General features: G+C 47.6%; 17 protein-coding genes. 10 read left to right on the top strand and 7 right to left on the bottom strand.

Annotated elements, in window-relative coordinates:
• Positions 1–6: 6 nt before the first annotated feature.
• From NG795_RS00920 to cydB, 4 genes are all read left to right on the top strand, one after another.
• On the top strand, positions 7–1,560 hold the full coding sequence (locus NG795_RS00920) for a bifunctional aminoglycoside phosphotransferase/ATP-binding protein (protein ID WP_367286795.1): 1,554 nt from the start codon (positions 7–9) through the stop codon (positions 1,558–1,560).
• A gap of 50 nt (positions 1,561–1,610) precedes the next feature.
• Entirely contained in the window at positions 1,611–1,919 is a 309-nt protein-coding gene (locus NG795_RS00915) for a hypothetical protein (protein ID WP_367286794.1), read from the top strand.
• 384 nt (positions 1,920–2,303) lie between these two features.
• Positions 2,304–3,746 carry a cytochrome ubiquinol oxidase subunit I gene (locus NG795_RS00910; RefSeq protein ID WP_367286793.1) on the top strand — a complete coding sequence of 481 codons (1,443 nt, stop codon included), beginning with the start codon at positions 2,304–2,306 and terminating at the stop codon, positions 3,744–3,746.
• An 8-nt stretch (positions 3,747–3,754) separates the two neighbouring features.
• On the top strand, positions 3,755–4,765 hold the full coding sequence (gene cydB, locus NG795_RS00905; protein WP_367286792.1) for a cytochrome d ubiquinol oxidase subunit II: 1,011 nt from the start codon (positions 3,755–3,757) through the stop codon (positions 4,763–4,765).
• A gap of 222 nt (positions 4,766–4,987) precedes the next feature.
• Here cydB and NG795_RS00900 read toward each other — a convergent pair whose 3' ends face one another.
• Complete coding sequence (locus NG795_RS00900) at positions 4,988–6,166, bottom strand: cysteine desulfurase family protein (protein ID WP_367286791.1); 1,179 nt, start codon at positions 6,164–6,166, stop codon at positions 4,988–4,990.
• Positions 6,167–6,370: 204 nt separating this feature from the next.
• Positions 6,371–6,772, bottom strand: coding sequence for a DUF7682 family zinc-binding protein (locus NG795_RS00895; RefSeq protein WP_367286790.1), 402 nt, complete (start codon positions 6,770–6,772; stop codon positions 6,371–6,373).
• Between the two features lie 465 nt (positions 6,773–7,237).
• Between NG795_RS00895 and NG795_RS00890 the strand changes: the two genes are divergently transcribed.
• A complete protein-coding gene (locus tag NG795_RS00890) occupies positions 7,238–8,902 on the top strand; it encodes a phospholipase D-like domain-containing protein (RefSeq protein ID WP_436836016.1) in 1,665 nt (554 codons plus the stop codon).
• A 248-nt stretch (positions 8,903–9,150) separates the two neighbouring features.
• Here NG795_RS00890 and NG795_RS00885 read toward each other — a convergent pair whose 3' ends face one another.
• A complete protein-coding gene (locus NG795_RS00885) occupies positions 9,151–10,155 on the bottom strand; it encodes an RNA polymerase sigma factor, RpoD/SigA family (protein WP_367286788.1) in 1,005 nt (334 codons plus the stop codon).
• 1,710 nt (positions 10,156–11,865) lie between these two features.
• Here NG795_RS00885 and NG795_RS00880 point away from each other — a divergent pair.
• Positions 11,866–13,395, top strand: coding sequence for a hypothetical protein (locus tag NG795_RS00880; protein ID WP_367286787.1), 1,530 nt, complete (start codon positions 11,866–11,868; stop codon positions 13,393–13,395).
• Positions 13,396–13,496: 101 nt separating this feature from the next.
• Here NG795_RS00880 and NG795_RS00875 read toward each other — a convergent pair whose 3' ends face one another.
• The 4 genes from NG795_RS00875 to lipB form a co-directional block, all read right to left on the bottom strand.
• Positions 13,497–14,150 (bottom strand): ABC transporter ATP-binding protein, encoded by a 654-nt coding sequence (locus NG795_RS00875; protein ID WP_436836025.1) that lies wholly within the window; start codon positions 14,148–14,150, stop codon positions 13,497–13,499.
• A gap of 323 nt (positions 14,151–14,473) precedes the next feature.
• A complete protein-coding gene (locus NG795_RS00870) occupies positions 14,474–15,655 on the bottom strand; it encodes an FtsX-like permease family protein (RefSeq protein ID WP_367286785.1) in 1,182 nt (393 codons plus the stop codon).
• Positions 15,656–16,121: 466 nt separating this feature from the next.
• Complete coding sequence (locus NG795_RS00865; RefSeq protein ID WP_367286784.1) at positions 16,122–16,481, bottom strand: hypothetical protein; 360 nt, start codon at positions 16,479–16,481, stop codon at positions 16,122–16,124.
• A gap of 356 nt (positions 16,482–16,837) precedes the next feature.
• The gene (lipB, locus tag NG795_RS00860) at positions 16,838–17,554 is read right to left on the bottom strand and encodes a lipoyl(octanoyl) transferase LipB (protein ID WP_367286783.1); all 717 of its coding nucleotides are present in this window, start codon (positions 17,552–17,554) and stop codon (positions 16,838–16,840) included.
• A gap of 751 nt (positions 17,555–18,305) precedes the next feature.
• Here lipB and hpf point away from each other — a divergent pair.
• The 4 genes from hpf (at position 18,306) to NG795_RS00840 (ending at position 22,144) form a co-directional block, all read left to right on the top strand.
• Positions 18,306–18,947 (top strand): ribosome hibernation-promoting factor, HPF/YfiA family, encoded by a 642-nt coding sequence (gene hpf / locus NG795_RS00855; protein WP_367286782.1) that lies wholly within the window; start codon positions 18,306–18,308, stop codon positions 18,945–18,947.
• 455 nt (positions 18,948–19,402) lie between these two features.
• Complete coding sequence (locus NG795_RS00850) at positions 19,403–21,454, top strand: EcsC family protein (protein WP_367286781.1); 2,052 nt, start codon at positions 19,403–19,405, stop codon at positions 21,452–21,454.
• Between the two features lie 54 nt (positions 21,455–21,508).
• Positions 21,509–21,799 carry a nucleotidyltransferase family protein gene (locus NG795_RS00845; protein WP_367286780.1) on the top strand — a complete coding sequence of 97 codons (291 nt, stop codon included), beginning with the start codon at positions 21,509–21,511 and terminating at the stop codon, positions 21,797–21,799.
• 9 nt (positions 21,800–21,808) lie between these two features.
• Positions 21,809–22,144 carry a DUF6883 domain-containing protein gene (locus NG795_RS00840; protein ID WP_367286779.1) on the top strand — a complete coding sequence of 112 codons (336 nt, stop codon included), beginning with the start codon at positions 21,809–21,811 and terminating at the stop codon, positions 22,142–22,144.
• Positions 22,145–22,149 lie beyond the last annotated feature (5 nt).

Below are 22,149 nucleotides of genomic sequence, written 5' to 3'. Positions count from 1 at the left end.
GACAACATGAGTCAGTCCAAACTTCCCCAGGCGATCGCCGAGATGATGCAGGGGGACTTTTATCCCCATCCAGTGCAAGAACCCATCACCTTGATGCAAACCCACGCCTCGTTTTTGCTGCTGACGGGAGACTATGTTTATAAAGTCAAAAAACCAGTTAATTTTGGCTTTTTAGATTACTCCACCCTGGAAAAACGCCATCATTTCTGCGATGAAGAGTTGCGCCTAAACCAACAGATTGCCCCTGAACTCTATCTGGAAGTCGTGACGGTTACTAAAAAGGGCAGTCACCTGGAACTGAATGGCAAGGGAGAACCCGTCGAATATGCCTTGAAAATGCGGCAGTTTCCTCAAGAATCTTTATTAATTCATCAATTTGAGCAGGGTCAACTCACCCAAGAGCAGATGGAACAATTAGGCCAAGTTGTGGCGGAGTTCCATCGGCAAACGCCAACGAATGACTCGATTAAAAGTTTTGGCACAGTGGCTAAAATCCGGGAGGCGATCGATAATAATTACAAGCAATCCCAAACTTATATCAATGGACCCCAAACCCGCCAGCAATTTGAAGAAACCAAAGCCTACAGCGACAACTTTTTTGCTGAACGGTCCGCTAACTTTGAGCAGCGAATGCAAACGGATAAAATTCGCGAATGTCACGGGGATTTACATTTAAAAAATATTGCCCGGTGGGATAATCAGATTCTGCTGTTCGATCGCATTGAATTTAACGAAGCCTTTCGGTTTGTGGATGTCATGTATGATATTGGTTTTATCGTCATGGATATAGAAGCCCGGGGACGGCAGGACCTCGCTAACGGGTTTTTAAATACTTATTTGGAACAAACTGGCGACTGGCAAGGGTTGCAAGTGTTACGATTATACTTAAGTCGGCAGGCTTATGTGCGCGCTAAAGTGACCTCATTGATGTTAGATGATGCCAACATTGCCCAGGAGGAGAAGGAAGAAGCATGGCGAACCGCCGCCCAGTATTATCAATTAGCATGGCAGTACACCCAACCTCGCCAAGGGCGATTGATTTTAATGTCCGGTTTATCCGGTTCGGGAAAAAGTACGATCGCCCGCCAGTTGGCGAGGGCGACTGGGGCGATTCAGATCCGTTCAGATGCAGTCCGCAAGCATTTGGCGGGGATTCCCCTCCAATCCACAGGGAGTGATGAGATATACAGTGCAGAAATGACCGCCCAGACTTATGCTCGATTGTTAGAATTGGGGATAATGGCAGCAAGTGAGGGATGGACGGTGATTTTGGATGCAAAATATGACCGGCAAGGGTTGAGGGAAGAGGCGATCGCTGCTGCTAAAGACAGAGGATTGCCGTTGCAGATTCTGCATTGTACCGCCCCGATCGCCATCTTGCGCGATCGGCTCAATCAGCGCCAAGGAGATATCGCCGATGCCACTGCTGATCTCCTCGATCGCCAACAACAAACTGCTGAAGTCTTTTGTGAGAGTGAACTTCCCTACGTTATCTCCCTAGACACCACCGCCGATATCGATGCCCAATTAAAGCCAATTATCAGCCAACTCAGTGTATAATTTCGCCCATTTTTCACCTTTTCCCGATTCAGAGCAATTATATGGCAAACTTGCAAGATAAAAAAGGGACAGCCCCTGTCAAAAAACCTCCCAAAACCCCAAAAGAAAAAGGAATTTCTTTTGGGGTTAGAATGTGGATATTTTTTATGGTTATGTTTGGCTTGTTGGGATATTCCACCACTCTGAGTATTTTATTTGGGGTGGTTGGAGGCGTGGCAGCAGGGTTCATTTATGCCTGGTGGCATATTACAGATATCCCCGAGAAAACCCCAGGCTCTGATGCCCAAAAAACCTTGGCTTATGTCACCGAGCAACAATCTAAAATTAAGGATAATTCAAAATTTAAAAGAAAAAAATGACGGATATTCTCCCGGAGATTTTACCAAAGGCTCTTTGATTCAGCGCCTGGGTAAAGTACAGGGATGTCTAATACTCCATACGGTATTTAAAGGTCTATAAAAACGGATTGTAGAAGCCTGCGCATCGAAGCCCCTACAAATACCGCTTGACGCGGCTCGTTTTTATAGACTTATCAGTACCGTATGGAGTATAAGTTCTATTCATAACCAATCCGGTTTTCGGCTGTCTAATCCCCGGGATATCCTGGTGAGATGGAGGATGTTTATCCCTTAATTATGAGTTGGATGCTGGTCCCTAAATTTAGAGGATAAATGTTGCTTAGATAACCGTTAATTTTTAAAAAGTTTGTTAAACTTTGATAACACTCTGAAGGAGGTGAACTTGTGGATTTTCTTTCCGATACCCTAGTGTTATCGCGGATGCAATTTGCGCTGACCGCTATTTTTCATATGCTGTGGCCAGTTCTGACTACCGGGATGTCAATTTATTTGGTAATTGTCGAGGGAATTTGGCTGAAAACGCGCAATAAAGACTACTACTACCATGCCCGATTTTGGTCCAAATTATTTGTCTTAAATTTTGGAATTGGGGTGGCAACAGGGATTCCGATGGAATTCCAGTTCGGCACAAACTGGGCACCGTTTTCTGAAGCAGTGGGCAACTTTTTTGGCAGTGTCATTGGGTTTGAAGCATCCTGGGCGTTTATGCTAGAAGCGGCCTTTTTAGGAATTATGGTGTTTGGTTGGGAAAGGGTGAATTCCGTGATTCACTATTTGTCTACTATTTTAGTGGCAGTCGGGTCCAATTTATCCACATTTTGGATCTTAACCGCCAATTCCTGGATGCAAACTCCTGCAGGAGGAGAATTAGTAGATGGAAAATTTGTAGTGCGGGATTATTTTGAAGCGATTACCAATCCCTTCATGCTGAACAGCGTCCTGCATATGTTTTTTGCCACTCTGGAAACCTCGCTATTTGTGATTGGAGGAATTAGCGCCTGCTACATTCTTAAAAATCGCCACCATGAATTTTTTAGTAAGTCGTTTAAAATTGTCGTGGCAGCAGCGATCGCAGTGGCCCCGTTACAACTCTATATCGGCCATTTAAGCGGTGAACAAGTCTATCACTACCAACCGGCCAAATTAGCCGCAATGGAAGCTCAATGGGAAACCATTCCCGCTGGACAAGGGGGAGATTGGAGTTTAGTAGCATTCCCCAATGAAAAAGCCCAGAAAAATGACTGGGAAATTACAGTTCCCAATGCCTTGGGATACATTTTGGAATTTAAAAAAGAACTCACCCTTCCCGTCAAAGGACTGAAAGAATGGCAACCGGAGGACCGACCCCATTTAGTCGGGTTAATTTACTATGCCTTTCGGACCATGATTGCCATTGGGTTCTTTTTAGCGGGTTTAATGCTAATTTCTACCCTTCAATGGATGCGCGGGAAACTTTCTCCCGAAAATATTAGCCAACAACGGTGGTTAATGGGAAGCTGGATTTTTGCTGCACCCTTGGGATATATTGCCATTGAATCCGGGTGGATTGTGCGCTGTGTGGGGAGGCAACCCTGGACTTTATATGGACAAATCCGCACCGTTGATTCGGCTTCTAATCTTCCGGCGAGTAATGTTTTAACCTCATTAACTGCGTTTGCAGTCGTTTATAGCATTTTATTCTTCTGTGTCCTCTATTTTGGCAGCCGGATTATTCGTCGCGGCCCCCGATTTGACTTACCCATTCCTGGGTTAGAACCACAACCGGCCCTAGAAACTCAACCGGGAGAATTTATCCCCGATGAACGACCTGTAGAAGCAAAACAATAGGAGCGATCGTGGAGACACTCAGTTATTTTTTACCTCAAGTTTGGTTTGGAATTTTAGCCCTCTTCCTGTTTCTTTACGTCATGTTGGACGGGTTCGATTTAGGAGTAGGAATTTTATCCGTGACTGCTTCATCTGAAGACAGACGCGATATTTTAATGACCAGCTTGAGCAATATTTGGGATGCCAATGAAACTTGGCTTGTGTTGATGGGAGGGGGTTTATTTGGGGGATTCCCCCTAGCCTATGCTACCATTCTCAACGCGCTTTATATTCCCATTTTTGTGATGTTATTTGGGTTCATTTTTCGGGCGGTGGCCTTCGAGTTTCGAGAGCAATCTACCCGCAAAGTCTTGTGGAATTTAGCCTTTGGTGGGGGAAGTTTTCTGGCTGCATTGGGTCAAGGATTTGCCTTGGGTGCTGTCCTGAAAGGCATTGAAGTCGATGCCAAAGGTCATTTTATTGGCGGCACTTGGGACTGGTTGAGTTGGCAATCTATTTTAGTGGCCTTAACTTTAATTCAAGGCTATGTTTTGATTGGATCAACTTATCTGATTTGGAAAACCACTGGCGAACTCCAAGAAACCCACTATAAGACGGCCAAACTGGCATCCATAACAACTTTAATCGGCGCAATTTTGATTACCATTGTCACCCCCATCTTTTATGAACAAGCCAGAATGCGCTTATTTGACCGACCCCAAGTTTATGTGTTTGCCCTGATTCCTTTACTGGGTGTGGTGTTAATTTGGCTATTGCTGAAAAGCTTGGATCGCAAACAGGAAAGAATGCCGTTTGTTTGGACAATTCTGCTGTTTGTCTTAACATTTTTAGGCTTGGCCCTTGTGGTGTTTCCCTACATCATCCCCTCGCAAATTACCATCTACGAAGCCGCAGCGGACCCCAGTTCGTTAGTGATTATGATCGTGATGATTGGGGCGCTGATTCCGGTGATGTTGTTCTACAATCTCTATCAATATGTTGTATTCCGAGGCAAAATCACTGGGGGACATTATGAATAGAAAAACCCACCTCAAGGGTGCGGCTACAGCGGACAAAGCCCCCGACCCAGTGTCAACAGAAAACCAGACTTTTTGCTGACATTCTCAAGAAACAGGGTTTCTGTCCAAATCGGTGAAACTGCGGCAAAAACTGCGGTAGAAACCCGGTTTATAACTTTTTTTAGGGTTTGCCGAATAATAGTTTCTTCTGTCTCAAAAGGCAGAGAAAATCAGACGGGGAAATTAAAGTCTAGCAAGGGCTAATTTGGGCATCAGTCTGGCTAAAATTTGCTTGAGGACCATTGCAGTCCAGTCGATATCGGCTGCGGTGGTATGTCGTCCGAGGGTGAGGCGCACAGCAGCGGTGGCTTCGGTGGGACTGTATCCCATTGCTAAGAGGACGGGACTGGGGTTGAGTTTGCCGCTACTACAGGCGGATCCGGAACTGATGGCGATTCCGGCGAGGTTCATTTGACGGACGATCGCCCTGCCGGAGATGGGTTGACTGCCTCGACTATGAGCATCCTCCCGCAGACAGAAACTGACATGGTGGGGTAAACGATGCAGCCGATCGCCTGTGGGGATCAGTTCCGGGGTATCCGCTAATAACTCGAAGAGGCGATCGCGCAATTGAATTAATCTCGCAGTCTCTGTTGGCATTTCTTCCATCGCTAATTCTGCCGCCATCCCAAATCCGGCGATCGCAGGCACTGCCTGAGTCCCCGATCGCCGATTTGATTCTTGTCCCCCTCCCGTCAGCAAAGGAACCAGTTCCAACCCGTCCCGAACGTAGAGCGCCCCTGCCCCTTGAGGGCCATAAATTTTATGACTGGAGAGGGAGAGCAGATCCACCGGCAATTCTTGCACATTCACCGGCAATCGCCCGACAACCTGTACCCCATCCACATGAAATAACACCCCTGCCGCGCGAGCGATCGCCCCCAATTCTTGAATCGGTTGCACCGTTCCCACTTCACTCTGTCCATAAATCACCGACACCAACACCGTATCGGAGCGCAGAGCAGATTTCAGGTCCTCGGGATTCACCCTTCCTAGGCGATCAACCGGCAACCGCGTCACCCCCCATCCCCACTGCTCTAGCAACTCCACCGTTTTGCTGATTGCAGAATGTTCCACCTCAGAAATAATCAGATGTTGTGGGGTCTGATAGTGACGAGTTACTCCCATAATCGCCAGGTTGTCCGCTTCCGTTCCCCCAGCAGTAAAAATCAGGGAATCCGCTGGTGCATCGATGAGATTACAGACCTGCATTCGAGCCTTTTCCACCACCGTTGCAGCTCTTTGGCCCCATTCATGGATGCTGGAAGGATTACCCCAATCCTGGGTGAGGGCGTCTTGCATAGCAGAGATCGCCTCGGGTCGAGTCGGTGTAGTTGCGCTGTAATCTAAATAGATTTGCATCTCTTTACTCAGATTGAGGATAAGCCGCTACAGGGCTACTCTCTCGTGAGCCTTGATCCAGCAGCGACTAAAGGAGCGATCGCCGCTCCATCGGTCTAAGAGCCTGACTCTATAACCCGGGAGGACTGGCGATCGCCCCCTAAGCAGTTTATCAATCTTTTCATCGGTGCGATCGAGAATTCACGCTCCATTCACTCAGCACCCTTAACTCCCCGGCTTGCACACATTGTAATCTTCATGTGACAATACAGATTCTGGAATCGTAATATTCCCCTCCTCTCGGCAAATCATCCGATAGTTTCGGGTAACCGGGATGCTGATAATACAGCGATTGTGACGGAGGCGCTTCCCGCCAAACTCTCGATAATTACGCCGTTCACTGAGTCCCTCGATAATATTCCGGGCTTTGTGAACCACATAATCGGGTAACTCTCTCAAATCAATGGGGTCATTGTCAAAAGTGGCTTCCCATTCCATTTTTTGCTGTCGTTTTTCCGCCAGCGAACGTACCGCTTGCTCCTGGGCCTCTTGATCTTGGGCGCAACGGTGACAAACTTGACCATAACCCTTGTGACCGCATGGAAAGATTTTTTTTCTTCTCGGCATAAAACACTGGTGTTGGTTTGTCTGGCCCAAACCTCCAACTTCAACTCGTGATGAGAGCTTATCCTCAACCCATAGGCTCTGGTCTATGCCCACTGTTTTCCGTTGCACGAACGTCCTCAGTCAGCAATAGATCCGATGTTACCCTAATCCCCGAGCCGAAACCTAATTTCGGCCATATTTCCATGCCATCACCAGACATCCGTTAAGTCAACCCAATCCCTGCCGGTTCAACTGCTGAATTGAACCCTTAAAATTTTGTTGACATGGATCCTTCCCTCGAAAGGGTAGAATAACTTATCCTGAATGCTATGATGCCGGACAAGGAGGGCGAAGACGATGGACAAATCTTTTTTAACAGATCGCAATTCTACCATGCGTTAACACTCCCTACTCTTTCCCGATACTTTTTTCCTAAAGTCTTCTATCTGCCTTCCCCCATCTCCCCATTCTCTTTTGTCGGGTCTTATGCTCCTACTGCTGATCCTACGAAAAACCCCACAATCCCCTAAATTCTGGCCCTTTCTCCGGCCTCTGCTGATGGTGACCCTGGGCCTGCTCGGAAGCGGGTGTAAGGAAATTCAGCCCACCCTGCATCGACTCCCTCCCCTACCCCAAGATCCCTTTGTGGAGGTTTATTTGAACCAGAATCCGGTCCGTGAGTACCCAGAGCCTTACCGAGGCATCACGCGACCGGGGGATGATTTGGAACAGTTGATTGTGGATACTATCAATGGCGCGACATCCACGGTGGATGTGGCCGTTCAGGAGTTGCAGTTGCCTAAGATTGCGATTGCGATCGCCCTTAAGCATCAATCCGGTGTCAGGGTCCGGGTGATTTTGGAAAATACCTATAACCAAGCCCTCAGTGAGTTGACGCCGCAGCAAGTCGTCGGTTTGGATGAACGCAGCAAAGCTCGTTATGAAGAATGGCGTCACCTGATCGATCGCAACCAGGATGGTGTCCTCAGTCCAGAGGAAATCGCCCAGGGGGATGCTTTAATCATTTTAAAAAATGCCGGAGTGCCTTTAATTGACGATACGGCAGATGGTTCTAAAGGCAGCGGGTTGATGCACCACAAATTTGCGATCGCCGATGGTCGCCGGGTGCTCGTCACTTCGGCCAATTTTACCACCAGTGACATCCACGGAGATTTTCTCTCTCAGACCAGTCTGGGTAATCCCAATAATTTACTCAAAATTGACAGTCCGGCATTGGCGGGTTTATTCCAACAAGAGTTTAACCTGATGTGGGGAGATGGCCCCGGGGGTGATCCCGATAGTTTGTTTGGAGTGCAAAAACCATTCCGTCCGAAGCAGTCGGTGAATTTGGGGGCCAGTTCCGTGGGGGTGCAATTTGCGCCGACGGGGGCGCGAGTTCCTTGGGCGCAGAGTGTCAATGGGGCGATCGCCAATACATTGAATCTCGCCACTCAATCCGTGGACCTGGCCCTGTTTGTCTTCTCAAAACAGCAGTTGAGCGATACCCTTTATGCTCGTCATCGCACTGGGGTACAGGTCCGTGCTCTGATTGATCCCAGTTTTGCCTACCGCAGTTATAGCGAAGGGTTGGACATGATGGGGGTGGCTTTACCCAATCAAAATTGTCAGTATGATCAGGCCAACCAACCTTGGTCTACGCCCCTGGATACGGTAGGCGTTCCGCAATTACCTCCGGGCGATCGCCTCCATCATAAATTTGCCCTCTTAGATGATCGCATCGTGATCACCGGGTCTCATAACTGGTCCGCCGCCGCTAATTCTCGTAATGATGAAACCCTCTTGGTCATTGACTCTCCCCTCGTCGCTGCCCATTTTAAACGAGAGTTTGAACGCCTTTATAGCACCGCTCGTTTAGGATTACCCACCCACATTGAGGCCAAAATCCAACAGCAGATTCAGCAATGTGGCGAGTCCACTCCAGTTGCCGCATTATCTCCCGAAGCGCGAATCAATGTGAATCGAGCCACTCAGCAGGAGTTAGAAGCGTTACCCGGAATTGGTCCCGCTTTAGCCTCTCGGATTATTGCCACCAGGCAAGAGCAACCGTTCACGTCCGTGGAGGATTTGCAACGGGTCTCAGGAATTGGTCCCACCCTATCAGAACGCTTGCGCGATCGGGTTACATTTTAAGGGGAGGGAACCCCACCCTAACCCGGACCAAGACACAGGGGAGGGGACCGGAAGTGCAATTAATTTGAAGTAAATTACCATGAACGTAAAAAACCTACTCTTGTAAGTCCCCCCCATCCCCCAATTCTCCCCAATCTCCCAATTCTCCCCCATCCCCCCAATCCTCCCCTAAAAAACACGGAAGGGGACCTTCAATAGATCCCCTTCCGCATCTTCAACGCCAATAGCTCATTGCTATTAGCCATAAATTAGCTGGCTAAATACTCTTGCACATTGGCTCGTCTACGGCGCAGGTGCGCGAGCGCTTGATGTTCCAATTGGCGTACTCGTTCGCGACTGAGATTGAGTTTTTCACCGACTTTGGCTAGGGACAATTCCCGCCCATCTTTTAGGCCAAATCGCAAAATAATCACATCCCGCTGCTGAGTGGTGAGTTCTGCCAAAAGGCTCTCTAAATCTTCCCGCAGCAATTCTTGGGTGATGTAATTTTCCGGAGAAGCATCTGCGTCCTCTAGGAGGTCTTGCAGTTCGGTGTCTTGGTTATCTCCCACTCGCAGATCCAGGGAAACTGGCTGACGTGCCATTAACAGATATTCCCGAATCTGTGCCGGTTCTAACTCCAGGGCTTCACCAATCTCGGAAGGAGAAGGACTCCGGCCTAAATTTTGGGTGAGTTCCCGTTGCACTTTCTTGATTTTGTTGAGTTTCTCGGTGATGTGAATCGGCAGGCGGATTGTCCGCGCTTGTTGGGCGATCGCCCGCGTAATCGCCTGACGAATCCACCAGTAGGCGTAGGTGGAGAATTTATATCCCCGCATCGGGTCGAATTTCTCTACACCCCGCTCTAATCCGAGGGTTCCTTCTTGGATCAAGTCCAGGAATTCTAGGTTGCGCTTCTGGTATTTCTTGGCGATCGCCACCACCAGGCGCAGGTTCGCTTCAATCATCTTTTGCTTGGATCGCCGACCGATTTTGACCAAGTTCTTGAGATCTCCAACGCTTTGTCCAACCGCCTCGGCCCATTCTTCTTCCGTAGGTTCGCGTTTGAGCTTCTTCTCTAGCGCTTCTTTCGCTTCCAAAAACGCCATCATTTGCTGCACTTGCTTCCCAAAGACAATTTCTTGCTCATGGGTCAGCAGCGGCACACGACCAATTTCATGTAAATACGAACGAATGGTATCAGTAGAATCGCTTTGTCGTGCGCCCATATAAGTTTGCTTAACAGTGGTTGGCCGAGATTTGATTGTGGGCATTTTGCAGTTCTCCAAACGAAATACATTCTTATGCGTAGCAAGCACTCGCCCCACTCAACGGGTAGCATTTCGCGGTTTGGTCTCACTGACTGGGTTACATCCTCCTCGCGATTTGGGTCAGCGCCTTACAGATGCCTGTTCGGGGGGGCTTGTTTGCTGCACCAGACCGGGGGTGACGCCTAGTCAACTCAAAGTCATTATGATTTTGACTTCTTCTATCTTATGTCAGATCTACAATTGAGTAAAGGGTTATTGAGATTAGAGTCAGTCCTGGTCACGTTAAAGTTTCCTTAATATTCCCGTTTCCCGGGTCCACGAGGATTTGAGCAATCCAATGTATGGGAAGTGAAAGAAGAGGGATTTTAGATTTCAACTTAGAAACTAGGGGATAATAGGCTTTAACCGTTAAACCCCCTAGGATCGCGTTTCTAGTTTTAGGTCTGTTGTGCCAATCTACTTCCACGATATTCTCCTCTATTTACAGATCATGCACTATTTCATTTGCCTTTGACAGCGCCTTAAACAGGGCAATCCCCGTACTTTTAAAGCTGGGTAACAGGGGGGTTTCCCCCACTGAATGAGAGAGCTTGCTACTTAGTAGACTGAGTTTACCACCTCCCTTTCTTGACCTGAATCCTGCTGCGGGAGTAGGCAAGGGTATAAATTTTAGAAAAACTTTACGTCTAGCTTCTTCGCAACTGCTTCTTGCTGTGACTGTATGAGTCTCCTTTCCTTTTAGACTGGGTTTGAAGGTGTAGGGTTCACTCAAAGTGCATCTCTATCTCTCTACAGAGTGATGTTCCTGGTGTTGTTCCTTCGTTAGGGGCAAGCCCTTCTGTTTATGTTACAACAATAATACAGTTTTGGCAATAAGCAAAAATACTCGTCAGGGTAGAGAGAAAACGACAGCTCAGGCGATCGCGGATTGATGTTTGCACCCAAAGCCTCTTCCCTGAAGCATCGGTCTCAACAGTAGCACCCGTGATTTCTCCTGGCGGGATTAAACTCTTACATCAGCTTATAAACACCGGGATTCCTTCGGATAAAACGTCCTTTTAGAGAGTTGCTCGCGTGAGAAACTCTCTATACATGAGTTTACCCACTTTCTCCCGAAAAAACTACACCGATCGCCATCAACTAAAATGATATAATCCATCCAAAATACTTGTGAATCACAAGAAAAATTTATCAATCCCCGTTCAGGAAGGAGAACCAGAGGAAAAGGCAGAAAATCACCTCTATCTATTGGTATAGATTTTCCTACAACAAGCCTTACAAAGTTGAGACTCAACTTCCCAATCCCCCGTCTTAGAGACCTAGCCCTTCCTCTCCTGCGGGGGTACAGCCGGTGGCGGATAAGTTCCCCTAGGTTGCTGAGACAGAATTTGGGCAATATAAACCTCAATGCAGATATTTCTCCTTACACCTTCTGACAGGCAGGGCTCATACCCAATCCGGTTGTCAAAGACTCTCCCTTACTCTTGTAGCCTGCCTTCTACGCCTTTGTCCACTTTTTCCCCACCCTTTCCTTACGGAACGCTTCCAGAACAGGGTGCGGGCTTTTACAGACCTATCACAACCGAATTGCGGATTAGCGCTTAAACCGCCCTTGGATTGGACCAACCCCAGACGATCGCCTCAAGCCCGGGTAAAAAATCTAAAATGGTATGATGCTCTTGTCTTAAACCAATCAAAGCCTTAGAACCATCTGTGAAACCAACCGTTCGACTAATTTTTAAGGGGGTGCAGGAATTGGGTCGGTGGGTTCTGGTGGGAATCTGGAACCTGCTGGTTAACCTGTTTTGGCTGGGAATTCAGTTGATTGAATTGTTGTTGTGGGCCTCTTCAGAACTCCGAATGTGGATACAGCGACTGTTCGCTCAACTCAAGGAAGCGATCGCCCAGAAAGATTTCATGATTTTATTCGTCCCCTTCAAATGGCTACTGCTGGGGATTTGGCAATTCGCCTTTCAAGGTTTCTGGTTGTTGATCCATCTGATTGAATTGATGGTCTGGTATATGACCCATTTGCCAACACTGACCCGAACCGTTCCCCCCTTGGGAAATTCCCTTGGAAAGTCGGGCATTTCTAAACCCAGACTACAGTCCATTCCCCCAGAGGATCCGCCCCGGAAGCAATCCGGGAGACTCCCCCAAGATTTCTATCGGGCGATCGCATTAATTGCCCTCTGCCTAGCCGTCCTACCCTTGGTAACATTCGTCCGATTTCCCCATCCCTTTGAAGGGAGTATTCTAGTAGAAGAACTTAGCTTTAGATATGGAGAATCACCGCAAAGTTTTGTCTTATTTGAGGGGATAAGCGGGTTGCGTCAGATGGCGATCGCCGGGAAACAAAGCTTCACTTTAACCGGACGGTTTGAAAGTGCCAATGCTCCGCGATTGAATCAGTTATCAAGTCTCACAATTGATCTCCTTGCTGCGGAGAGTGAATGGGAAATCACGCCCGTTGAAGCCGATCGCCGGAGTGAGCTGACCCTCAAACGCTTGTGGTTAAGACAACATACCTGGGTCGAACAGTTCAGTTACGATCGCAGTCGTCTCCAACTTGTCTTACAACCGGCCATTCGTCCCAATGTGCTAGAACTTGACTTTGGCAATCAGCCGTTGCGGGTGAGTTTACGAGGATATCAAATTACTGAACTTCAGTCCGGGAGTAGTCGCCCCAACCCCGATACTGCCTTAGAATTTACCTGGATTCCCGAGGAAACAGGGCTAACCTTAACTTTGAGAGAGCAAGCGGCGATCGCGGCGATCGTTCCAGAACCCTCGACTCAATGGATACCGGGTAATCTGAATGTTGAAAATGTGCGATTTTACCGCCGCCACCCCGCACAAACGGCTACCGATCCACAGATCTATGAGTCTACTGCGATCGCGGGTCAAATTGGGATGGCAAGGCAATCACTCCAAATATCACAAAACGATTTTTTAATGGGAGAAACAGCAACGGATTTAGAGATTCAAAAACTTGACACAATCGCACTTGTGTCCTCTAATCCCCAAGACAATAATCCTACCGGCATTCAAGTCCAATTTTCTGGAACCGAAACCCAGATTCAAGTCGGTCGCGAGCCCACGGGCCCAATACAGAGCATACAGGGTAATTTTTTGAATCGATGGTTCTCTCAAGAAACTTTGTTAGCCTTAATTCCCGTCTGGGCAGTCGGGTTGGCTTTCTTCCTCTATTGGGGGATTAATAATTTCTCAAAATTTGGGTGAATTGGAGCTAAAATCAGGCAAAAATAAAGGGAGCATTTCGCTCCCTGTGTTGAATTTTAATTTACTAGAGCCATCGGAGTGAGACTCTCTATCCCCTAACTTTAAGCGGAAGTGGGCTTTTGTAATTCCCCATCTTCGAGATAGAGAATGCGATCGGCCACATCCAGAATACGCGGATCGTGAGTCACCATGAGGACCGTACTGCCTCCTTCTTTTGCCAATTTGCGAAGCAGTTCAATCACCGCATGACCGCTATGCGAATCTAACGCTGCGGTGGGTTCATCGGCCATAATCAACTGAGGATGACCTGCCAAAGCGCGGGCGATCGCCACCCGCTGTTTTTGTCCCCCGGATAAATCCCGAGGCAACTGATGAACCTTCGCTCCCAACCCCACTTGTTCCAAAAGATGCTGCGCTTCTAGGTGAGCATTGCGTCCCCGAATTCCTTTCAAATTCAGCGCCACTTCTACATTTTCCGCCGCCGTGAGTGCGGGAAATAAATTAAAACCTTGAAAAATAAAGCCAATATTATCTCGACGAAACCGGGATAATTCAGCCCGGGACATCCAGGTAATTTCTTCCCCAAGTAATTTAACCGTTCCCGCTGTTGGGGTTAGCATCCCAGCCAAAATTGAGAGTAAAGTCGTTTTGCCCGAACCCGATGGTCCCATCAAAAGTTGGATATCTCCGGGACGGACTTCCAAATCAATCCCTTTGAGGGCGTGAAACTCCTCGGAACCGGACTCGAAGACCATCTTGACGCCTCTAGCTTTAATCGCACTTATTGTTGTCGGTGCCGCTGTGGGTGCGACTAACGGGGGTGCAATCACCTGAGTGGAGAGATTTCCCATAGATTCATTAAAGTTTAGTGAAGCAGTCATTAGTCTCAATGTTTAGTGAATATGCTATAGACGGTAGGCTGTGAGAGCAAAACAATCAGGATTTAGAAGTTAAGAGGATGCCCGATCGCATTCTGGCAGTAGTCCCTCACTCTAGTTTCATTGTCTGTGCCACTTTTCAAATCGTCATCCCCCGATCGGTCTGAGTAATTATGACCAATCCCTCCAAGAATTGCAACCTAGGCTTTAAAAACAATCGCTGGATCGACTCGGTTGATTTTCTGAATGGCAAAAATTGCAGAAGATACACACATCACCACAGTGATCCCAAATACTCCCACAGCAGTTCCCGGTGAAATCAAGATGGTCAATCCCTGGGCCGCCAGAGCCCAATATTGGATCCCCCAGCACAGCAGCATTCCTGGCAGGTATCCTAAGACAGCCATCCACAGGGCCTGTTCAATAATCACCCCATAAATCACGCTCTGGGAGGCCCCCATCGCCTTGAGAGTGCCAAATTCTTTAATGTGATCCGAGACAGAAGCGTACAGAATCTGTCCGACAACCACCATGCCGACCATCACCCCCACCCCGGCCCCTAAACTCAGCACAAAGCCAATACCCGTCCGTTCTTGCCAATACACGCGGTTGAGTTGGGCCATTTCTTCCCGGGTATAAGCCCGGGTATAGGGCAATGCCTCTTGCAGTCTCTCTTTGAGTTCCTGCAAATTTTGTCCCGGTTCAGCTTGGACCAAAATGTAGGTGATCGGATCATCCTCCGTTAAGGGTTCTGGATCCTCTTGGACTTCAGAAGCTGCCTCTTCACTGGGACGAGTCGTGGTGAAGGCATCCGCATTGTCCAAGGACGTGAAAATATAGGGACTCGCCACAATCGATTGAGTGTCATGGGTGAATCCCACCACCGTGGCGGAAAATGCCCCCACTTCCACTTTGTCCCCCAACCATGAGACCTTGAGGGTATCAAAGCTCGCTTCATCCACAAACATGGTGTAGGGTTTGTGGAGGTCGCTTAAGCTGCCTCGGACAATTTGACCCGGGACGAACAGTTCCCCATCTGGGTCAAATCCAAACACCCGGACATGGTTAATATGCCCTGTTGAATCTCGCCACAGGGTCCCCTGGACAATCAGCGCTTCCCCTTGGGCGACCCCTTCCACTTCTTGCGCTTCTTTTAGTCGCTTGTAGGGCATATGGAGGGTCATTTCTAAGGTTTCCATATCCTGGGACGTGACCCAAATATCCGCTGGAGAATAGTCCACCAGTAAGGCGGTTGAGCGCATGACCCCTTTGAAGATTCCCGTTTGGATGGTAATCAAACTCACCGCAAACATAATGCCCGCTTGGGCAACCAAAAAGCGGGGGAGATCTTCAAATAGGTTTTTTCGGGCTATTGAAGGCATATCAAAAAAATGATGAAAAACGAGGGTTAGGTAACGGGGGTTGGGTAACCGGGGATGGGGGATGGAAAGAGAAAATAGAGAAATTTTCTCGGTAAAGAATGCATGGAGGAGTCTACATTTCTCCGGCTTTGTTCCCTTTGGGTTAAGCCTATTTAGGGTAAAGTGGCTATCTCTTCCTTTCAGGGTTGATGATTTAGAAATCTTTCGGCTTGTTTGTTATTGTAGTCGTGAACTGGCCCAAGTGCTACCCAGTCCTTCGGTCTGCGGGTGAATTGGCCTTGAGTCTTTTCAATGGAATCAGGTGTTCGGAGTGGGGACAAGGTTTGGGAAAGGACATTGCTTTTGGCTATGGGCAATGTAGGAATTAGGTTGCAGGGCGAACACTTGTCGATCGCCCTGCAACCTAATCGGATTTGGGTTTGATTTGATGCTTTATCTTGCTATTATAACGCAAAAAATCCGAGGGCTAAAGGAATTCTTTTAAAAACTCAAAGGCTTGCTCATCCCAACAGGGTGCGGGAGAGAGGAAGCTCAAACACAGAAGAATATCGGCTTGGATGGCTTCGATCTCTTCGTCCTCGAATAGTTCGGCTAAGGCTTTAGTATCTCGTTCTTTGAGGGCAGACAAGGGTTCCGCTGCCTCGGTGGAGAATTCAAAGGAATTGGCGGTAAAATCGGAGCTGGCGATCTCTAGGTCTGATTGGGGCTCAATTTTGCTTGGGAAAAAACGCCGCCACAGTCTTGATGGTTTTGAGACTGCTGCCTTTTGACTAAATTCAAGGAGTTGGGTAACAAAGGGATCCCTGGAGTTGGTAGATGAACTCATAATTGGGGAAGGGATTTTAAAATTCCCGCGCTTACCCTGAATCAGGTGCGCGGATGTGCAATCAAGTTGATAGGAGAGTTTTTCAAGAGAGGGGGCGACAATCACAGGCAGTCATGGGTCCTAGGAATGAAGGTCCGGTTGATCCGCCCTGCAATTCTTTATCCTTTCTTAATCTTTAAAGCGCGATCCTCCGACACCGGGGAACAGGCGATCGCTCACCGGGTAACCGGGTGTTGGCTATGCAGCCGCTTTGAGCTGGATGGATAAATGCCGCTTTTCGCTTATCCTCTCTGAGTTTTCTTTGTTGATGCACCCCAAAAGCCAGAGCGATCGCACGGGTTCGGTGTCGATGGCTCTTAAATCGGCTCGCCCTGTGTAGGCAATTTTAACTCAGTCAATTCAACGGCAAAGGTATCGGCAAACGCTGTAGCGATTTGCTGGCGCACGCGATCGGGGTTAATCCCCTCTACAAATTCAGCCAAACTCCCCACGGGTTTGTTGGCAATCCCACAAGGAACGATTTGCTCGAACCCTTTCAAATCCGGGCAAACATTCAGGGCAAAACCGTGCATCGTAATCCATCGACTGACTTTAATCCCGATCGCCGCTATTTTTCGCCCCTCTAGCCAAACTCCGGTCATCCCGGCAATGCGATCGCCCTTTAAGCCATACTCCCCCAACACCTGAAGAATCACCCCTTCTAGCTGCCTCAAATACCAGTGCAAGTCCGTCTGGTAATATCGCAGATTCAAAATCGGATACCCCACGATTTGACCGGGACAATGATAGGTAACCTCGCCCCCACGCTCCACCCGATGCAGTTCCACATCACTACAGCTGGGGTCAAACTTGAGAAATTCTAAACTCGCCCCTTTTCCCAAGGTATAAACTGGAGGATGTTCCAGCAAAATGAAGACATCCTCTAAATCTGGATTGGACCGTCGGGCAGCCACTAAAGACTGCTGCCAGGTCCAAGCCTCCTGATAGGGGAGGCGATCAAAATTGTAGAACCCACAACGCCGACGCGGGGAACTGGCTTCAACAGTATTGGCTAGACTTTTACTATAGATCATCCAAAAAAGCAAGGGGTTTTTGGCAGAAAATTAGACAAATATCAGGTTGGGAATCCGGACAACTACTATAGCCCAGGGTAGCTGGATTGTCATTTCGTAACGTATTGCAACGAATTTTGAAGAGATAACAAAATTCGGTGTAATTCTCAATCCAAGGTGGTAGTGTGAAAGGTAAGGAGTTGAATTGCAGCACAGGAGGAGTTTCCCAAAAGCCATCTATTATAGAACCTACAACACTATTGAGTTGACTGAGCCCGTAGGCTAGATGGCCTTGTCCCCGAGGACAGGATTTCACAGAACCCTCTGACTCAAGTCTCCCAGACTTACAATTTGGGCTCTTGATTGCTATGATCATCTTCATCAGACTTTGAAGCTCGTGCCATCGCAGTTGATGACGAGTTATCCACAGTCTCTGGTGACTCCGGTGACTGAAGGGCGATCGCCTTAGCAAATTCCCAACCGCGATGCCTGAAAGATCTGCCATAATCTCGGGGCAACTCAGGGCAGAGTAATTCCACCCTTTCAAGCGTAGTCAACCTTGATAAGTTTTGGCTCCGTTCTTAAGCGAGCGAAACGCCAAAAACGGGCAAAAGAACTAATGTTAGGAAAGCGGCATTACCCGCCCCGCTTTCCCTCCGTCTATTTCTTTAGAAACCAGGCTTGGAGATGCGTATTTCGCGTTTTTTATCACCCCTCCAAACCCTAAAATCTAAATCATTAATACGATGGAGTCTTCAGTGGGAAGATTGATATGAAGCTTGTTATCCACGGCAAAAATATTGAAATAACCGAGGCCATTCGCGAATACGTCAACCAAAAGGTTGAAAAAGCAGTGAGTCACTTTCAAAACTTGACCACGGAAGTAGACGTTCATCTGTCTGTGGCCAAAAATCCTCGGAACAATTCTAAACAAACTGCTGAAGTGACCATTTTTGCAAATGGTACTATCATTCGAGCTGAGGAGAGCAGTGAAAATCTGTACGCAAGCATCGATTTAGTCGCTGATAAAATCGCTCGCCAATTGCGTAAGTACAAAGAAAAACGTCACGCTCAGAAAACTCAAGCGCCAGATACGCTTAATGAAGCGCTTCTCGAAGAGCAACCCCTGGTCGAGGACCTCATTGGCGAACGCACCCCCGAACTTCCAGAGGAAGTGGTGCGAACCAAATATTTCGCCATGCCTCCGATGACGGTTCTCGATGCCTTGGAACAACTGCAACTCGTGGATCATGACTTCTATATGTTCCGCAATGCCGAAACGGGTGAAATTAATGTGATTTACGAACGCAACCACGGCGGTTACGGCGTTCTTCAACCCCGCAATGGCAATGGTCAGACCAAAAACGGCAAAGCAAACGCTACCGCCAGCAAATCTAACCCGGCTAAAGTTTGACCTCCCTTAGATGGGTTCTGGGATAGGTTGTCAGAACTCTGTCTAGCCCCAAATAAAAAGCGCCCCCAATTTGGAGGCGCTTTTTTTAGTCAAATCTGAGATTAACCCTTGATACGGAATCCGGTTATCAAAAGTCGTTTTAATTTCATCTAATGGTTCCCGGACCTTTGCAAGGTCCGGGTTAGGGTGGGGTCCACTAAGTTGCGCTCCTTTTAACAGACCTATAACTACCGGATTCCGTATGATAGAAGGAGCAGTCAAAGCAACCGGAGTCGCTTCCCTCGCAGCCAAATCGGTGGATATCCCAGGGGTAGAGTTCCAGATTTCAGGCGGATCCTCGCCCAGCAGGAGAGTTGATTAAACCCAAATTGAGTAGCCTGTTTATCTTTTGCTGCGGGCAATGGAGGTATAATTAAACTCAAATTTATCCGAGAGACTCGCCGTCTCTGCTAGATATGAATCAGCCGAATCTTCTGGAACTGGCCAAACAGGGAGATGCCAAGGCGATCGCCACCCTAATGAACCGCAAACTGCAACCCAAAGGCATTACCGCTAAAGCCTCAATGAAAAATGATTGCCTGCAAATTATGCTCGAATCAGCGCAGGTACCCCCCCAAGAAACATTAGTGGCGCTTATCCGGAAGTGGGTTCCAACTTTGGGGGCTGAATCTATCAAGCGGGTGAAGGTTTACGGGAAACAAACACCGGAAGAATTTCCCAATTGGAGTGAAGAATTTGAAGTGGAGGCGCAGATTGTTGTCAGTTTGGAGGAAGCGGCTCAACAGGGGGATGTGAATGCGATCGCCACTTTAATCAAGCGGTGGCTAAACTCCCCAGGAATTGCGGTTAAAGCGAGTTGGAAAAATGATTGTTTGCAGGTGAAACTTGAATCAGACGAAGTACCCCAACAACAGAGCGTAATTCCGATAATTCAGAGGGGTTTAATTGATAGAGGAATTCCAACTTTGGCGAGAGTGAAGATATTCGCCCAACAGAGCGGCGATGATTTTCCGGAGTGGGAACAAGAGTTTGCTGTAGAAAAAGCGGAACCTGTACGGACAGAAACACCGGAAGCGATCGCGAATGAATCTGAAAATAATAATAATAATAATAAGCTGGTTGAGGTGAAAGCAGATAACTCATTATCGCTTCAAGAGGAATCAAAACAGCTATCTTTTTGGGAGCAGATGACCAAAAAGGCGAAACAAGCAGGGGACGCGATCGCAGATGCTACCGAACAAGCTCGTAAATCTTCTCTGGAAAAAGTTACAGAAGTTGGTGGCGGGATTTCAGGGATGGCTTCGGGTGCAGGTAAAGTAGCAACGGAAAGCGCAACAAACCTTTGGGGGGGAATTACGGAAGCTACCTTATCAGGTCAAGCAGTTTTCCAGAATGCGCCAGAATTTGGCGGTTCGATTGCCAATACAGCATTCCAAACGGGTAAGGTGGCGATCAAAACTGCTCAAGGTACCGCCATTGAATTTGGCGGTGCGATTGCCAATACAGCATTCCAAACGGGTAAAGTGGCGATCGACACCGCTAAATATACCGCCATGCAATCAACCAAAGGAGCGGGGTATATCCTAGGAATAATTGAAAAGAGTCCTCTGCTGAAAAATCTAACTAAAGCGTTAAAGGTTGATTGGGTCGTCCATTTTATAGAAGGAGTAGATGTAGTCAGAGCTGAAACAGAAGTTCGAGAGTTACAGCAGCAATATCCCCAGGAAAAACCTGAAGAAATTGCCCATCGCCTGATGTTAAAAAAAGCTTTAATTGCAGCGGGAAGCGGATTGGCGAGTAGCTTAGTTCCTGGAAGCGCCCTGGCGATGTTAGGGGCAGATTTAGCGGCAACAACGGCATTATCAGCCGAATTAATTTATCAAATTGCTGCGGTTTATGGGTATGATTTGGAAGCTCCAGAGCGCAAAGGTGAAGCCTTAGCCATTTTTAGTTTATCCTTGGGCGGTAATTTAGCCATTGAAGCCGGAGTGGGCCTGCTGGGGAATATACCCTTAGCTGGAGCGGTAATTGGAGCCAGTAGCAATGCAGTGATCATGTATGCCCTCGGATATGCTGCCTGCCATTTTTATCAAGAAAATTACCAGAATCCGTTAACAATGGAAGCAACGATCGCAGAAACGCAAGTAGAAAGTCAAAAATATTTAGAAGAGGCGATCGAGCAACAATCCCTGATGGATCGGATTTTCGTTCATCTCATTTTAGCAGGGAATCCGGATAAAACTTGGGAACAAATTTTGCCGGAGTTACAAACTTTGAACTTTAGTCCCGCTTCACTGGATGCGATCGCCAGCAATCTCCAATCACCCCCGCCATTGCAAACCTTGCTCGAACAAATTAATAGCGATTTTGCTATACCGCTTCTCGCTCAATGTGAAAAACTGGCTGAATTAGATGGCATCGTTACACCAGAAGAAGCCCAGGTCATAGAGACGATTAACCAAAGGTTTAATGGAGAAATTCAGTCACTTGTAAAACAGGAGTCCTAAATTAGGAGATTGAGGTTCTTTCAAGACTCTACTATTTGATCATCGTGATGAATCATGCGACGAAATGAGGTATTAGAAATACTGGCACAGCACCGGCAGACATTACAAGATTTTGGCGTTAGCTCTCTGGCGATATTTGGGTCTGTTGCGAGGGATGAAGCCAGACCGGAGAGTGATGTGGATATTCTAGTAGAGTTTGACGGGCGAGTGACATTTGACCGTTACATGGATGTTAAATTTTATCTAGAAGACAGTCTAGGCAGAAAAGTGGATTTGGTTAGTGGGCGATCGCTTAACCCTCTGATTCGCGGTAGGGTAGAACAAGAGGCCATTTATGTCGCGTAGTATTCGTCTGTGAAATTACCGAATTATAAACAAGCCATCGTTCCTCAGACAAAAATTACCCAATATTTACTGTCACTGACTCATCCTGATGGCAAAAGTAAGGCAAAATTTTTTCTCAACTTTGGGTTTGAAGTTGATTCGTGGGAAATTATGGCTAATGCTTTAATCAATCATGCAGCTAACCATGAATTAGCTAAAATAGAAGCATCTCCGTTCGGGACAAGGTATGTTATTGAAGGCAGAGTCATGACACCAGATGGCAGAAACCCCCAATTACGTTCTGTTTGGTTTATTTCTAGTGGAGATGATATTCCTAGACTGGTCACTGCCTATCCACTCGAATAAAATTA

It is taken from the genome of Laspinema palackyanum D2c (genome assembly GCF_025370875.1).
GTDB lineage: Bacteria > Cyanobacteriota > Cyanobacteriia > Cyanobacteriales > Laspinemataceae > Laspinema > Laspinema palackyanum.
This window is presented reverse-complemented; position numbering and strand designations above follow the sequence as displayed.

Bases quoted from the DNA above. Each gene is read 5' to 3' on its own strand.
- NG795_RS00870 (WP_367286785.1), bottom strand. From the start codon at position 15,655: ATGCCTTCAATAGCCCGAAAAAACCTATTTGAAGATCTCCCCCGCTTT.
- NG795_RS00850 (WP_367286781.1), top strand. From the start codon at position 19,403: ATGAATCAGCCGAATCTTCTGGAACTGGCCAAACAGGGAGATGCCAAG.
- NG795_RS00845 (WP_367286780.1), top strand. From the start codon at position 21,509: ATGCGACGAAATGAGGTATTAGAAATACTGGCACAGCACCGGCAGACA.
- NG795_RS00890 (WP_436836016.1), top strand. From the start codon at position 7,238: ATGCTCCTACTGCTGATCCTACGAAAAACCCCACAATCCCCTAAATTC.
- hpf (WP_367286782.1), top strand. From the start codon at position 18,306: ATGAAGCTTGTTATCCACGGCAAAAATATTGAAATAACCGAGGCCATT.
- NG795_RS00885 (WP_367286788.1), bottom strand. From the start codon at position 10,155: ATGCCCACAATCAAATCTCGGCCAACCACTGTTAAGCAAACTTATATG.
- NG795_RS00875 (WP_436836025.1), bottom strand. From the start codon at position 14,150: ATGGTCTTCGAGTCCGGTTCCGAGGAGTTTCACGCCCTCAAAGGGATT.
- lipB (WP_367286783.1), bottom strand. From the start codon at position 17,554: ATGATCTATAGTAAAAGTCTAGCCAATACTGTTGAAGCCAGTTCCCCG.
- NG795_RS00895 (WP_367286790.1), bottom strand. From the start codon at position 6,772: ATGCCGAGAAGAAAAAAAATCTTTCCATGCGGTCACAAGGGTTATGGT.
- NG795_RS00900 (WP_367286791.1), bottom strand. From the start codon at position 6,166: ATGCAAATCTATTTAGATTACAGCGCAACTACACCGACTCGACCCGAG.
- NG795_RS00865 (WP_367286784.1), bottom strand. From the start codon at position 16,481: ATGAGTTCATCTACCAACTCCAGGGATCCCTTTGTTACCCAACTCCTT.
- NG795_RS00920 (WP_367286795.1), top strand. From the start codon at position 7: ATGAGTCAGTCCAAACTTCCCCAGGCGATCGCCGAGATGATGCAGGGG.